Origin of the sequence: Sphingobacterium sp. UBA6645 (genome assembly GCF_002455685.1) — a bacterium.
Taxonomy (GTDB): domain Bacteria; phylum Bacteroidota; class Bacteroidia; order Sphingobacteriales; family Sphingobacteriaceae; genus Sphingobacterium; species Sphingobacterium hotanense.
In genome coordinates, this window is record NZ_DKLH01000049.1 from 16,142 (window position 1) to 30,901 (window position 14,760).

The window sequence follows — 14,760 nt, forward strand, 5'->3', positions numbered from 1 at the left end:
AATGAACAAGTCCGTATTACATATTTGTAGTTTATTGTTAGCGGGAGGGATGTTTGCGTCCTGTGCTAACGATGAAAATATCCAGATTAAAGGAGTTATTGATAACCCGGGGAATGTGAAGGTGGTTAGTTTTTACGAGGGGGACCGTAAGTTGGATTCTACGTTTATTGCAGACGGCAATAGATTTAAGTTTGAGAGGCCGGCCACGCAAGAGCGATTGTTAACAGTTGCTGTAGGCAAGAATCGTTATCCGGTTATTGTAGAACCTGGCAAGGCACTCACCTTTTCAGTTGATATGCAGCAACCTGAAAACTATTCAGTGGAAGGGTCGGAGCTATCGACAAAACTTAAAGACTTTGCGGCATTAAAGGGACGCATTGATTTTGTTAGAGACTCCCTGCAACAGGTATTTACGAAAGCGACCAGTGATCTAGGTGTCAATGAAATTCAGAATCTTCGTTCGGAGATGCTACAGAAGTTTGAACCTTTCTTTAAAGAATACGTAAAAGAGTCTGTGGCATTTGCCAATAAGAATCAGGATTTAGCGGGTTTTTATGTTATGAGTACCTTGGATCCGGAGATGGCGGAACAAGAGTTGATTAGCTATGCTGACGAGATAAAAGATAAGTTTACAGACAATCGCTATGTCAATGATTTCAAAACAGAAGTGAATAAGCTTCGGAAGTTGGCGATCGGTCAGCCGGCGCCTGCACTGCAAGCTTACACCAAGGACAATAAGCTTGTGAAGCTTTCAGACTTTCAAGGTAAAACTGTCTTGGTCGATTTCTGGGCTTCATGGTGTATGCCATGTCGTGAGGAAAATCCAAACATTGTTAAGCAATATCACAGATTTAAGGATAAGAATTTCACTGTTCTTGGAGTATCATTAGATAATAATCCAGGTCCATGGATGCGCGCGATTGCAGAAGATAAGTTGGAATGGACTAATATTTCCGATCTGCAAGCTTGGAGTTCACCCCTAGTCATAGACTACCAAATCAAAGGTATTCCTACCTCTTACATAGTGGATGCCACAGGAAAGATAATTGCCAAGAACTTAAGAGGGCAGGAGTTAGAAGATTTTTTAACGAAAACCTTAAATTAAGAATAATGCATTGTTAAGTTATATTTAAGTGTTAACAATTATATAATATTTGATTAACTTTATCTTATGATTAAGTACATAACTTAGCAAAAAAAATACATTATATGGCTAGTAAGCAGAAAATTCTAGTGGTTGACGATGAAGCAGACATTGTTGAATTGATTTCGTATAATTTAACCAAAGAGGGATACCAAGTTTACACCGCTGCTAACGGTAAAGAAGGAATTAAAGTTGCAAAGGAAGTTTATCCAGATTTAATCATCTTGGATGTAATGATGCCGGAAATGGATGGTATTGAAGCTTGTCGTTTAATGCGTTCTATGCCTGAATTCAAACAGACTTTCATGGTTTTCTTAACGGCAAGAAGCGAGGAGTATTCGGAAATTGCTGGATTCCATGTTGGGGCGGATGATTATATCGCTAAACCAATCAAGCCACGCGCTTTGATGAGCCGTATCAATGCTATCTTACGTAGAAACACATCCGAAGTTATTGATGATCAAGCAACAGATAAGCTAGAGATTTCAGACTTAGTAATCGACCGTGACTCTTTCTTAGTGTACCGTGGCGAAGAAAAGTTCGTATTAGCGAAGAAGGAGTTTGAGCTTTTATACTTATTAGCTTCGAAACCTAATAAGGTTTTTACACGAGAGCAAATCTTAAAAGCAATCTGGGAAGATTCAGTAGTTGTAACTAATCGAACGATTGATGTTCATATTCGAAAACTACGTGAGAAGATTGGGGATAGCTATGTTACTACGGTAAAAGGAGTTGGCTATAAATTCGAATTAAATTAACACAAAATTAATTAATATAAAACCGGACTTGGTCCGGTTTTTGTTTTTTATGGCAGTCAATCGATTGCGTTGACTGATTTTATCTCTATATTTAGAAAGAAATTATAACGAAAACTTAAATTAAACGAGAACAATTATGTGTGGAATCGTCGGATACACCGGAAAACGTCAAGCTTATCCAATAGTTATTGATGGCTTGAAAAAACTTGAGTACCGTGGCTATGATAGCGCTGGAGTCGCTTTACAAACGGGGGATGCTGTTAAAGTTTATAAAAAGGAAGGAAAAGTTGCAGCACTGGAAGAGTTTGTGGGAGAACAATCAACGGAAGGGACGACTGGCATCGGCCACACGCGTTGGGCAACACACGGTGAGCCATCCGATAGAAATGCACATCCTCATGTGTCCAAATCTGGCAATTTGGCGATGATTCACAATGGAATTATTGAAAACTATGCCTCGCTTAAAAACGAACTGATTAAAGACGGGTATGAATTTCATAGCGATACAGACTCTGAAGTATTGCTGAATTTTATCGAAGATATTCAACTTAACAATAACTGTAGTCTAGAAGAAGCAATTCGTATCGCTTTAAAACGCGTTACGGGTGCTTATGTAATCTTGATCGTTTCAGCGGATCAGCCTGATACGATCATTGCTGCAAGAAAGGGTAGCCCTTTAGTAATCGGAATTGGCAATAATGAACATTTCCTGGGATCTGATGCTTCGCCTATGCTTGCTTACACCAAGGAAGTGGTTTATATCAACGACTACGAACTGGCAATTGTTCGTCCGGATGAATTGATCTTAAAGAACTTAGGTAATGAAACAATCACACCTTTTGTTCAAAAGCTTGATATGGAATTAGCTGCCATTGAAAAAGGAGGTTATGATCATTTCATGTTGAAAGAGATCTTTGAACAGCCAACGACTATTGCTGATTCCCTTCGCGGACGTTTGGTCTTGAACGAATCAAAGATTATCCTAAGTGGTATTGACATCATTCAGGAGAAGCTTTTAAATGCTCGTCGTATTATCATCGTTGCTTGTGGAACAAGCTGGCATGCAGGCTTAGTTGCTGAATATGTGATTGAGGAGTTATGCCGTATCAATGTTGAAGTGGAGTATGCTTCGGAGTTCCGATATAGAAACCCTATTATTACGGATGAAGATGTTATTATTGCTATTTCACAAAGTGGCGAAACGGCGGATACATTGGTTGCTCTTGAGCGTGCTAAAGAGCAGGGGGCAACAATCTTTGGTATTGTCAATGTGGTTGGTTCATCGATTGCGCGTATTTCGCATGCCGGATGTTATACCCACGCAGGTCCTGAAATTGGAGTAGCGAGTACAAAAGCCTATACTGCGCAATTAGCTGTACTGATGTTACTAGCGTTGAAGGTTGCGAAAATGAAAGGTACTATCTCCGAAGAACGCTTCGTAGAACTATCACAGGAATTAAATAGTGTTCCGGAGAAAGTAGAATGGGTGTTGAAAAACGAAGTAGATAATATCAAAGCGATTGCTTATAAATACAAAGACGCGCACGATGTTCTTTATTTAGGTCGTGGATATAACTTTCCAACTGCCCTAGAAGGCGCATTGAAGCTTAAAGAGATCTCTTACATCCACGCTGAAGGCTATCCTGCTGCCGAGATGAAGCATGGCCCGATCGCGCTTGTGGATGATACACTTCCTGTTGTTTTTGTAGCAACAAAAGATGTGTACCACGAGAAGGTAATCAGCAATATGCAGGAAATCAAGGCGCGTAAGGGTAAAGTGATTGCGGTGGTTTCGGAAGGCGACGAGATTACTCATAGCATCGCTGATGATATCATGACGGTTCCGGTTTTGGACGAAGTTTTAGCACCAATTTTGACCGTTGTGCCGTTGCAGCTACTATCTTACTACATTGGAGTTTATCGTGGCTTAGATGTCGACAAACCACGTAATTTAGCGAAATCGGTTACAGTAGAATAGTCAAGCTTATGGGGTATGTCAATAAGATTCCTTTAAATCGCATCGGTTATGATTTTATTCCTGCCGAGTACTTAAAGGAGGGGAGAGACGAATACTACTTTCGTTATCAACAACAAAAGTCCGATAAGACCTATAGAAATCTTACCGCAGAAGAAATTCAAATATTAGAGGCTAATGCCAACGAGTCTACCAATTGGAATGATGTACTCGTTACGGATAAGTTCCTCCCTAATCAAATCAAACGATCGAAGTTTTACGGCTTGGTGCGTATTGGCGATATGGAAGAGGTTTATTTAGAGTATCGTGATATCCGATTAGCTTGCGGAATTTATAACTCCCATATCATCAGCTGTGATCTGGGAGATTGCATTGCCTTGCATCAGGTTCGTTATATTGCTCATTTCATTATTGGTAACGAGGTCATCCTGCTCAACGTGAATGAAATGGAAACGAGTTCTAGCGCAAAGTTCGGAAACGGCATCCTAAAAGACGGCGATAAAGAAGAGAGCCGCATTTATTTGGAAGTCTGCAACGAGAATGGGAATAGGAGAGTCCTACCATTTGATGGGATGCAAGCGGCGGATGTCTATCTGTGGACGAGAAATAGACAAGATAAGGTACTTCAGGATCGCTTTTTTGAAATGACCAACAAGTGCTTTACGGCGGAGCGCGGATTTTACAGTGAGATCGGTGACCGCACGGTCATCAAGAATTCGCATACCATCAAGAACGTCAAGATCGGCTCAGACGCTTATATTAAAGGCGTTAATAAACTAAAGAACGTAACGGTCAATTCGACATCCGAAGCTTATACACAGATTGGTGAAGGGTGTGAATTAGTAAATGGCATTATTGGCTATGGTTGCCGTGTATTTTATGGGGTAAAGGCGGTACGCTTTATATTATCATCCTATTCGCAACTGAAATATGGCGCACGTTTGATCAACTCCTTTTTAGGAGATAACTCAACAATTTCCTGTTGCGAGGTGTTGAACTCATTGATCTTTCCTGCGCATGAACAACATCATAATAACTCTTTCCTATGTGCCAGTTTAATTATGGGGCAGTCAAATATGGCCGCAGGCGCAACGGTAGGGTCTAACCACAACTCGAGAGGAGCCGATGGCGAAATTATCGCTGGTCGTGGCTTCTGGCCTGGACTCTGCGTCAGCTTAAAACATAACTCACGATTCGCATCTTACAGCTTAATCGTCAAAGGCGATTTCCAACATGAGATGGATGTTCGTATCCCGTTTTCTTTGATCAGTAATGATGTGAAGAACGATCAATTGGTTATTGTGCCGGGTTATTGGTTTATGTACAATATGTATGCGCTGATGCGCAATACAAATAAGTTCTTAAGTCGTGACAAGCGTCAGTTCAAGAATCAATATTTTGAGTATGATATTCTTGCGCCGGATACGATCAACGAGTTGTTCGATTCATTGAAGGAAATACGATCCGCTGTTGACCTAGCGCTATCTAAAGTAAGCGAGGGGAATGGAATTAGCGCTGAATCTTGGTTAAATGGTTCATCGGGTCCAGCATTGGAAGTACTTCTGCAAAACACAGAGTTTTCGAAACGCAAAGTTGTTTTGTTGAAACCGAAAGAGTCGTATGTCCTCTTCAAGAAGTTAATTCGCTATTATGCTGTTTGTCAGGTGTTAGAGCTCGTGAGCCCTGATGATTTTGACAGGGAGTTAATGCATAACAGTTTATCGGTTTCCGAAAGAGTATCCTTCGTCAATGTGGGCGGGCAGTTGATGCCTTCGCATAAAATGGAAAGTTTACTAGAGGATATTCGTTCTGGAGAAGTGGCTACTTGGAAAGATGTGCATGCACAGTATCGTACGCTTAGCGGTGAATACTTACAAGACAAACTTCAACATGCTTTGATCTCGCTTGCCGAAGTTACAGAAAGAAAATCAAACACTTGGGATTTAGACTTTTGGCACGAGTTATTTGACGAAGCTCTGGAGACCAAGAAGTGGATATGCGACGAAATCCGCAAAACTCGCGAGAAAGACTACAGCAATCCGTTCCGTATGATGGTGTATAATTCACCGGAAGAAATGGATGAGGTGGTTGGAAAGTTGAGTGACAATTCTTTTATCAATCTTCAGGATGAAGAACTGCGGATATTTAAAGAGAAGCTTTTGCGATTCTCAACGGTATTAAAATAACATACAAAAGGGCGATGTATTCAACTACATCGCCTTTTTTTTATCTAAGTCGAATGTCTCGACGAACAAATCTTCTATTTCAATTCTTTGATTTTTATACTTCTGAACGATACTGCATCGCCGTGGTCTTGCAAAAGGATATGTCCTTGTTCGGCTTCACCAAAGTTCTTCCAATCTTTGTATTTGCTGCCTGCGACAAGTTTTCTAAATTCTTCCGAACCCCTAACAAATTCTAACATCTTAAACCCATTTAACCAATAAGTTACTTTGTTGTTAGGTTCAACAACAAGGCGTCCGCGGTTCCACTCGCCAATTGGTTTTCTTGCACGTTTATTTTTGTCAGATGTGATTAGATCGTATAATGATGCTAATGTTCTGTTTCCATCTTTGCCTAGTTTAGCATCAGGATGCAATTCATCATCTAAGATTTGATATTCCGGACCGATCGCTGAACCTTTAGTTTCCTCATTCAATGTAACAAAATATTTAACACCGGAATTTGCACCGGGGGTTAACTTAAAATCGAAAGAAAGGTCAAATGCTTTGTATTGTTTTTCAGTAACGATGTCACCGCCATTGGTAGATTCGCCACCATCAGACTTCTGCACAGAAATGATCCCGTTTTCAATCTTCCAGCCTTTCTCCGGGAAACCTCCACCGCGCGCGCTTTTCCATCCCGTTGCATCTTTCCCGTTGAATAACAGGCTATACCCCGCTTTTTGTTCTTCTTCAGTCAAGCCGTTCGCATTGGTATTGACGATGTAGACATCAGTAGGGAACTCCGCTGGTCTTAAGTTCTTTGTTTGGATCTTGATGTTTTTGAAATATACCTTTTTGCCATCTAACGAGTCTGGGATGGCATGCACCTGCAGAGCAATAAATCCAGAGGCATCGATGCTATCGACTAAGTGCGCCGAAGGCACATCATTTACCCAGGTTTTCATCTCATTCCCTATAGCTTCGATGCGGATCTTGTTGTATTCATTGGCTTTATAAGCTGTTTTAGCCGCAGGGTTTAAATCTAAAGGATAAAGCCACTGTCTTCTCCCTTCATCATATATTCCGCCTGTCCAAGCTCTCGGAGTAGGGTCTACATCCACCTGCCGGCCATAGACTCTACCTTTGCCATCATTTGCATTCGCATCGTAATGACTGCGCGTCTGTATGCCAGAATTTGTTGTAGCACCTTCCAGCTTAATATCAAGCTCTAAAATAAAATCACCGTATTCTTTTTCTGTTACCAAGAAGCTATTCGGAGTTCCTTTCACCATGGTGCCGACGATCGCGTCATCTTCAATCGTGTATGGCGCCTTGCCGGCAAGGGTTTTCCATCCGGTCAAGTCTTTTCCGTTAAATAGATGCTCCCAATCGCCATCAGAGGTGTTCTTATTTGCACTTTGACAGGATGCCGAGAGAACAAGGAGGGAAAGGGCACAAAAGGATAGGGAATAAATAGAGTTTTTTATGAATCTTCTCATCTTAAGTTTTTGTTGATTTTGTAACAGGTTTAATGATAATCAGCGATTATCATGTTGAAATTAATATTTTTTTTTAATTTTAACATACGATCATTAATAAATTTAAACCTAAACACTATTTCATGGATCATTTTTTTTCTCGTAGAAGCTTCATCAAGAAGTCAGTCATGGCTGGAGGGGCGGTGGCATTGGCAAACAGTAGTTTAGCGAATGTAGTGATGGCGAAGCCCAACGAGCGTGTTAACCTCGCGGCAGTGGGGATTGGAAATCGTGCTGCTGAGATTCTCCTAGAGTTTCATAAAACTGGACTTTGTAATATTGTTGCACTATGTGATGTAGACATGGGAGCAAAACATACGGAAGCCATTCTGAAGAAGTTTCCAGAAGTTCCACGTTTCCATGATTTCCGTCAGATGTTCGATAAGATGGGCAATCAAATAGATGCGGTGTCAGTCGGTGTTCCCGACTTTTCCCATTTCCCGATTACGATGATGGCCTTGGATTTGGGTAAGCATGTCTATGTGGAAAAACCTATGGCTCGTACGTTCTTAGAGGTGGAACTGATGATGGCTAAAGCGAAGAAAAATCCGAAACTGGCAACGCAAATGGGTAACCAAGGTCACTCCGATGCGAACTATTTCCAGTTCAAAGCATGGAAAGACGCCGGGATTATCAAAGATGTAACCCAAATCGTGGGGCATATGAATATGCCGCGGAGATGGCATGGCTGGGATGTGAATATCAAGAACTTCCCACCTGCGGAGAAGATACCTGAAACATTAGATTGGGATTTATGGCAGATGCAGACGCTTGGCCATAACTATAATAAAGACTTTGTCAATGGTCAATGGCGTTGTTGGTATGATTTCGGAATGGGAGCTCTAGGGGACTGGGGTGCTCATATCTTAGATACAGCGCATGAGTTTTTAGAATTAGGTCTTCCGACACGTATGGAAGCTGTGCGTTTGGATGGACATAACTCTTTCTTCTTCCCGATGTCATCGACATTGAAATTTAGCTTTCCAAAGCGTAAGCGTATGCCTGCTGTTGATATCATGTGGTACGACGGTTTGGATAATTTACCTCCAATTCCTGCAGGCTATGGTATTTCGGGCTTAGATCCAAATATTCCGCCACCAAGTACCGGGAAGTTGGAGCCCGCAAAACTGAATCCAGGCAAAATTATATATAGCAAGGATTTAACCTTTAAAGGTGGCTCTCATGGCAGTACGCTGAGCATTATCCCGGAGGAAAAAGCGAAAGACTTAGCCAACAAATTGCCGGAGGTTCCACTATCGCCTTCTAACCACTTCGCGAATTTCTTGAAAGCGTGTAAGGGTCAAGAGAAAACCCGCTCATCCTTTGAGGTAGCCGGACCTTTGAGTCAAATCTTCTGCCTTGGCGTGATAGCACAACGATTGAATACGAAGTTTGATTTCGATCCGGTGAAAAAAGAGATCGTAAATGATAAATTTGCAAATGCCCTATTGGTGGGGCCTCCGCCTAAAAAGGGATGGGAGCAATATTATGTAGTTTAAATAGAACCAAAAAAAGATAAATAAAATGATTAAACAATTTGCAACTGGTCTGGCCTTCACCACGATCTTAAGTTTGAGCTTAAGCTCTTGTAATAACAGTTCGACTCAGGAGAAAAAGGAAGAGGAAGTACACAATCCCGCTTCACAAACTATTCCAGAGGAATCAAAGGATTTATTGGGGCGTTGGGATTTGACGGTTGATAAAAAAGGAACATCAGTGCCTTCATGGATTGAAATCAAATTGTCGGGATTCACGACATTGGTTGGTTCATGGGTAGGAGATAGCGGTAGCAGCCGTCCGATCTCTCATATTAAATTAGCGAATGGCAAGTTCTCATTCGCAATTCCTCCGCAGTGGGAAGGTGGCGAAGGTGATTTCGTTATTGAAGGTGAATTAGCCGGAGGAGCACTGAAAGGAACCATTACTTCCAACACAGGAGAGAAGTATACATTTACTGGTGTTAAAGCGCCATATTTAGTTCGTGAGAAAGCAGCAGAATGGGGAACTCCAATAGAGCTGTTCAACGGAAAAGATCTTACAGGCTGGAAGCCATCTTCCGACAAGAATCAATGGGTAGTTAAAGATGGTGTTCTTACCAATCAAGAGGCGGGAGCAAACTTAATTTCTGAGCAAAGTTTCGAAGACTTTAAGCTGAGCTTGGAGTTTCGTTATCCTGAAGGTAGTAACTCTGGAGTTTACCTGAGAGGACGCTATGAAGTTCAAATTGAAGATTCTCCAAAGGACAAACACCCGGGAGCACTTTATTTTGGAGGAGTATACGGCTTCTTGGCGCCGAACGAAATGGCGACATTAGGTGCTAATGAATGGCAGAAATTTGATATTACTTTAGTTGGCCGATTGGTTACTATCGTAGCGAACGGAAAAACTATCATCAGCAACCAAGAGATACCAGGAATTACTGGTGGTGCGCTAGATAGCAAAGAAGGCGAGCCAGGACCACTTTACATACAAGGTGACCATGGACCTATCGAGTTCAGAAAAATCACTGTGACGCCTGCAAAATAGGCTGTAAAACAGATAAAAAGAAAGGGACTGCTGATTCGCAGTCCCTTTCTTTATTGTAGACATTTTCGGGTCCTAATAATAGTTCACCTTATCTAATTCCTGCTCATCGGCCGGAACCTCTTGTAGATAGCGTTCTAGACTATCATCCATCTCCTTCATCCAAGGCGTATGATGCGGTTCCGCTTGCGTTCCATCCATAACGGAGTGATAAACCTGGTCGCGGTAATTGAGGATATTGATCTCCTTGTCGTTGAGCCAACTCTTGAACATATCGGCCACTTTATCCAAGTCGAAGTTCGGGTAATCCGTCATGCTGATCAATTCCTTGATATAGTCCGTTTGAAAATCGACATGATCCGGCCCCGTAACGGTCGTCGCTTCATAGTCCATCCATTTCTTGATGTCGGCGTCGCGCTCTGCTTTGCTTGGTAATTGAATTCTTCCGAGCATGTAGTCGCGGGCAAACCAAGCCTGCGTATCGAACATGTTGAACGTATAATACTGATCTTGCATCCCTAAGAATAGCAAGCGTTCGTTCTCATTGAATACAACTCCTTTATAAAGATTATCCGGGTATAGGCAGTTTTTTGTTTTTAGGCGCAGTTCATCCGGAAGGAAAGGGAATTTATGCTGATAACCCGTACATAAAATTACAGCATCAAATTCCTCCGATGTGCCGTCTTTGAAAAATGCGGTGCTTCCATCAAAATGCGTCACTAAAGGTTTTTCTTTAATCCCTTCAGGCCATTTGGATCCTATCGGATTGCTGCGATAAGAGATCGTCACGCCTTGGCTACCGTGCTTATAGCATTGCACGCCGATATCCTCGGCGGAGTAACTACTTCCGATCAGGAGCAACTTTTGATCAACGAATTGATCGGCTCCACGGAAGTCATGCGCATGCATCACTGCACCTGGGAAATTATCAATTCCCTTAAAATAAGGCATGTTTGGTGTCGAGAAGTGCCCCGTTCCGACAACTAGGTAGTCGAAGAATTCTTCAAAGGTTTCATTCTTCTGCAAGTCATCAAAAACCACACGGAATTGTTTTTTATCTTCCATGTAATCTACCCAGCGGCCTACAGTATTGAATTTGATATAGTCGCGGGCGTTACTCTTCTTGATTCTTCCTTGTATATAATCGAATAGCACTTCCCGAGGAGGATAGGATGAGATAGCTTGCCCGAAATGCTCGCTAAACGTATAATCTGCAAATTCTAGACATTCTTTCGGACCGTTAGACCAGAGGTATTTGTACATACTCCCGTGCAGGGGTTCGCCATATTTTCCGACGCCCGTACGCCAAGTGTAATTCCACATACCTCCCCAATTGTCCTGTTTTTCATAACATTTAATTTCTGGGATGGGATTACCTTTTTTCTGTTCCGATTCAAATGCTCTTAACATAGCCAAACCACTTGGGCCAGCTCCAATAATTCCAACTTTAAAATTTGTCATATATTCTTTATTTGTTTTTAATAGGCTCGTGAACGAATGCATTCATAAACCTTGTTTTTCATGTGTGATGTATCAAGAAGAATTGATCTTTCCTCCATAGAAGAATAATAGCTTCATAACTGAGTAGCAATAATTCCATATTGCTGATTCAGCTTATTTGCGAAAGGAAAATTTGGTGTTTCTTGATGTAGAAAACGAATAATTTCGCACAGTTTTCCTATGTTTTAATCACCGTTGTTAGCGAATATATAAAAAATAATTGATATTTTGAAACATCTTGTCGGAATAGTTATAAAATTTCAGTTAAGTTAGGCTGTAAATTCAGGGTTCTAAAAACGATTTGTCTGTTTTTTTTGTTAATATCCATATCATGAGAAAAGTATTATCAGGTTTTATAATTTGTTTATTCAGTATGAATTTAGGAAATGCTCAAGACACGGCAGGGCAAGGAAAGCTAGAGGTCGTTGCTTCATTAGATAAAGCGCAGCCAATAGGTGTTTCTGTTTCCTCGACAAATCGCGTCTTTGTTTCCTTTCCCCATCGTGAGCCGTACTTGTTCGGGTTGACTGAGATTGTGGATGGTAAGATGAAGCCCTACCCCAATCATAAATGGCAGTTGACGATGGGGAATGAACAGGAGCATTATGTCAATGTGCAGGATATCTACGTCGATACAGCGGATCAATTGTGGGTGTTGGACAGTAAGCCAGCTCCTAAAAGTTCCATCTTCGGCGGAGGTACTGCGGCAGAAGAGCAAGAGGGAAAGTTTAAACTGATACAGTTCGATCTGAAAACTAATCAACTTGTGCGCATCTATAATTTCGAAGACCTTAATAAAGGCAAAGCAGCGCTGAATGATGTTCGCGTGGATACGGAAAAAGGCTTAGCCTATTTTTCTGATCCCGGACAAGCGGGCATTGTCGTGCTGAATTTGGAAACCGGAACGACAAGAACGGTACTTGGCAATTCAAAATTCACTCTTTCTGATCGAAATATTGTATTGAGTTATGATGGCAGAGAAATGCGAGATAAGGATGGCAATCCATTTTCCTCCAATGTCAATGGGATTGCTCTATCGAAGGATAATAAATGGTTTTATTTTAAACCAATTAATGGATTAAACTTATATCGTATCGAGACCAAATACTTAGCAGATGAAAGCCTTCGGGATATTGATTTGGTCGACAAGATCGGAAATGTTGCTGAAGTAGGTGTTACGCATGGTCTGGTAGCAGATAAGGAGGGAAACATCTATCTCACAAACTCTCTAGATTATTCAATCCGCCGAGTGACACCCGAAGGGAAAATCGAATTAATTGTTCAAGACCCACGCTTGTTATGGCCTGACTCCTTGGGCGTTGGTTCGGATGGCTATTTATATTTCTCCTGTGCACAGATGCACTTATTGCCACAATGGAATGGGGGAGAAGATAAGATCAAATATCCTTTCGAAGTCTATCGGGTTAAGGTCCTATAAACCTATCAAGACAACAACGATATCATCATTATGGTAGGCAGGGTGGAAGTTGGCAATCGCTCCAGACTGTTTGTAATATCTCAGCTCATCATAGACCGCTTGTTTAAGAATGCCCTTTCCCTTGCCGTGGATAAATCTGATCTCAGGATAGCCCCAGTAGATAGCAGCATCTAATTGCTCACGGAGATACGCTATGGCTTCGCCTAGGAGCTCGTCGCGCTCATAGCGATCCAAGTCTTCCATAAACGCTTCCGAATGGAGGTCAACAGTTTTTTTGGGTTTTCCTAATGCTCTTGCCATGCTACAAAAGTACGCTTTGTAGCATCCTCGTCAAAATGCGATTAGTGTTTTAAGAGGCCTTCGACTAGTTCCTTCGCTTCGTCTATTTTTCCTTGTTCCAGCAAGTCAATATAAGGCTGCAGCTGTTTGTAACTATCAGATGAGGGTGCAAAATCTTTCATATAACTGTATGCCTCCTGAAAATATGGGGATATCTGCTGGCTTTCAATAGCAGGGGTATTATCCATGCCTATGGTCAGCGCATTAAAGTATTTAGCATATTGTTCCTGAGCAAGTGCTGTATAGGCTTTATTACTATTATTCTTTAGGAAATCCTCCCACCATATTACTCGCTGAACAAGACTCTGAAAAGGAATGATGATGGCTGCATCTTCGGCATAACCTTCCAAATTTTCCTTGGCAATCTGTTGCAGCATGATCTCCATGTTCGAAGAAATGTATGGATAGAACTCTTTCTGAATATAGAATGGGTTAATCTGCAAACTAAACATGCCTTCCGACTCTCTCACGCGATAACCATTCATATTGATTTTTTTATAGGCATCCTCTAACTCATCAGGTGCTTTTCCGCCGTCAACTTCTATATCGACTAAAGCACTGTAGTCAAGCTCATCGTCAATCGCCGATTGGTGTCCATACAACGATACCTTATGCATAAAATCGACCATATCCACGACACCTTGATCATTATTGATGGTATCGCCGGCATTAAATATTTCCTTAAATTTCTTATTCGCTTTGTCGACACTGTTCACGTCTGTCGTATCTAATGCATCTAAATAGTCTTGAAACATTTCAGCTTTCGAGAGGGCGTATTCTGAAGTAGAACTAGAGTCGGAATAATTTGCATCGGAACCTCCTTCATTATTGCCGGAGCTACATGCAGCGAGGAATGTGATAAAGCCCAAATATAGATACCTGAATTTCATATGTACTTTTTAGTATAAACGAATAAAAGCGGTTGATGTTTTCATTAGGCAAAAACATCTGTGCGCTATTTGCAGTAATTAATAAATTAGCAAAGCAATATAGCAGATAAACCTTGGATTTTTCCCTTTATTATGGAATTTTAGTGCCTCTATGAAGGAAATGTTAAATTATTTCGCAAATAATCAGGATGTTATTGAAATACGTGAAAAATAGGCTTTGCATGTAATTGTAAAGGTTGTATATTTGTGCCACAATAAAGGTGATACCTAATCGGGGTGTAGCGTAGCCCGGTATCGCGCCACATTTGGGATGTGGAGGTCGTAGGTTCGAATCCTGCCACCCCGACAACACTTACACTAAGTAAGGTCGAAAACCCGCAAATTCTATGGATTTGCGGGTTTTTTGTTTTATTTCATATCAAGAAAGGATCATACCGAAACCCCAAAGAATGGGATCATACCGAAAGTTTGGATCATACCGAAAGTTTGG

11 protein-coding genes and 1 tRNA gene are annotated in these 14,760 nt (G+C 41.4%); 8 read left to right on the top strand and 4 right to left on the bottom strand.

The window, feature by feature from the left end; all coding sequences use genetic code 11:
* The first annotated feature begins 1 nt into the window (after window position 1).
* The 4 genes from B2400_RS09435 (at window position 2) to B2400_RS09450 (ending at window position 6,063) form a co-directional block, all read left to right on the top strand.
* Window positions 2-1,105: a TlpA disulfide reductase family protein gene (locus B2400_RS09435; protein WP_293932909.1), complete on the top strand. Its 1,104-nt coding sequence runs from the start codon at window positions 2-4 to the stop codon at window positions 1,103-1,105.
* Window positions 1,106-1,209: 104 nt separating this feature from the next.
* Window positions 1,210-1,902, top strand: a complete 693-nt coding sequence (locus B2400_RS09440; RefSeq protein WP_149525283.1) for a response regulator transcription factor — start codon at window positions 1,210-1,212, stop codon at window positions 1,900-1,902.
* Between the two features lie 136 nt (window positions 1,903-2,038).
* The gene (glmS, locus tag B2400_RS09445; protein ID WP_260043858.1) at window positions 2,039-3,880 is read left to right on the top strand and encodes a glutamine--fructose-6-phosphate transaminase (isomerizing); all 1,842 of its coding nucleotides are present in this window, start codon (window positions 2,039-2,041) and stop codon (window positions 3,878-3,880) included.
* A gap of 8 nt (window positions 3,881-3,888) precedes the next feature.
* Entirely contained in the window at window positions 3,889-6,063 is a 2,175-nt protein-coding gene (locus B2400_RS09450; RefSeq protein ID WP_293932913.1) for a DUF4954 family protein, read from the top strand.
* A gap of 74 nt (window positions 6,064-6,137) precedes the next feature.
* On the opposite strand, the gene B2400_RS09455 is transcribed toward B2400_RS09450, so the two are convergent.
* Window positions 6,138-7,541 (bottom strand): 3-keto-disaccharide hydrolase, encoded by a 1,404-nt coding sequence (locus B2400_RS09455; protein WP_286651704.1) that lies wholly within the window; start codon window positions 7,539-7,541, stop codon window positions 6,138-6,140.
* A gap of 122 nt (window positions 7,542-7,663) precedes the next feature.
* Between B2400_RS09455 and B2400_RS09460 the strand changes: the two genes are divergently transcribed.
* A complete protein-coding gene (locus B2400_RS09460) occupies window positions 7,664-9,079 on the top strand; it encodes a Gfo/Idh/MocA family oxidoreductase (protein WP_286651705.1) in 1,416 nt (471 codons plus the stop codon).
* A gap of 25 nt (window positions 9,080-9,104) precedes the next feature.
* Complete coding sequence (locus B2400_RS09465) at window positions 9,105-10,106, top strand: 3-keto-disaccharide hydrolase (protein WP_149525288.1); 1,002 nt, start codon at window positions 9,105-9,107, stop codon at window positions 10,104-10,106.
* Window positions 10,107-10,178: 72 nt separating this feature from the next.
* On the opposite strand, the gene B2400_RS09470 is transcribed toward B2400_RS09465, so the two are convergent.
* Entirely contained in the window at window positions 10,179-11,564 is a 1,386-nt protein-coding gene (locus B2400_RS09470; protein ID WP_293932917.1) for an NAD(P)-binding domain-containing protein, read from the bottom strand.
* A 412-nt stretch (window positions 11,565-11,976) separates the two neighbouring features.
* Between B2400_RS09470 and B2400_RS09475 the strand changes: the two genes are divergently transcribed.
* Window positions 11,977-13,041: an L-dopachrome tautomerase-related protein gene (locus B2400_RS09475; RefSeq protein ID WP_286651707.1), complete on the top strand. Its 1,065-nt coding sequence runs from the start codon at window positions 11,977-11,979 to the stop codon at window positions 13,039-13,041.
* On the opposite strand, the gene B2400_RS09480 is transcribed toward B2400_RS09475, so the two are convergent.
* Together B2400_RS09480 and B2400_RS09485 are read right to left on the bottom strand one after the other, a co-directional pair.
* Window positions 13,036-13,341, bottom strand: a complete 306-nt coding sequence (locus B2400_RS09480; RefSeq protein WP_286651708.1) for a Smr/MutS family protein — start codon at window positions 13,339-13,341, stop codon at window positions 13,036-13,038. The genes B2400_RS09475 and B2400_RS09480 overlap by 6 nt on opposite strands.
* A gap of 41 nt (window positions 13,342-13,382) precedes the next feature.
* Window positions 13,383-14,270: a hypothetical protein gene (locus B2400_RS09485; protein WP_293932919.1), complete on the bottom strand. Its 888-nt coding sequence runs from the start codon at window positions 14,268-14,270 to the stop codon at window positions 13,383-13,385.
* 272 nt (window positions 14,271-14,542) lie between these two features.
* Between B2400_RS09485 and B2400_RS09490 the strand changes: the two genes are divergently transcribed.
* A tRNA-Pro gene (locus B2400_RS09490) sits at window positions 14,543-14,616 on the top strand.
* Window positions 14,617-14,760 lie beyond the last annotated feature (144 nt).

Coding starts and splice junctions, on each gene's coding strand:
- B2400_RS09450 (WP_293932913.1), top strand. CDS start 3,889: ATGGGGTATGTCAATAAGATTCCTTTAAATCGCATCGGTTATGATTTT.
- B2400_RS09440 (WP_149525283.1), top strand. CDS start 1,210: ATGGCTAGTAAGCAGAAAATTCTAGTGGTTGACGATGAAGCAGACATT.
- B2400_RS09455 (WP_286651704.1), bottom strand. CDS start 7,541: ATGAGAAGATTCATAAAAAACTCTATTTATTCCCTATCCTTTTGTGCC.
- B2400_RS09435 (WP_293932909.1), top strand. CDS start 2: ATGAACAAGTCCGTATTACATATTTGTAGTTTATTGTTAGCGGGAGGG.
- B2400_RS09465 (WP_149525288.1), top strand. CDS start 9,105: ATGATTAAACAATTTGCAACTGGTCTGGCCTTCACCACGATCTTAAGT.
- B2400_RS09475 (WP_286651707.1), top strand. CDS start 11,977: ATGAATTTAGGAAATGCTCAAGACACGGCAGGGCAAGGAAAGCTAGAG.
- glmS (WP_260043858.1), top strand. CDS start 2,039: ATGTGTGGAATCGTCGGATACACCGGAAAACGTCAAGCTTATCCAATA.
- B2400_RS09470 (WP_293932917.1), bottom strand. CDS start 11,564: ATGACAAATTTTAAAGTTGGAATTATTGGAGCTGGCCCAAGTGGTTTG.
- B2400_RS09460 (WP_286651705.1), top strand. CDS start 7,664: ATGGATCATTTTTTTTCTCGTAGAAGCTTCATCAAGAAGTCAGTCATG.
- B2400_RS09480 (WP_286651708.1), bottom strand. CDS start 13,341: ATGGCAAGAGCATTAGGAAAACCCAAAAAAACTGTTGACCTCCATTCG.
- B2400_RS09485 (WP_293932919.1), bottom strand. CDS start 14,270: ATGAAATTCAGGTATCTATATTTGGGCTTTATCACATTCCTCGCTGCA.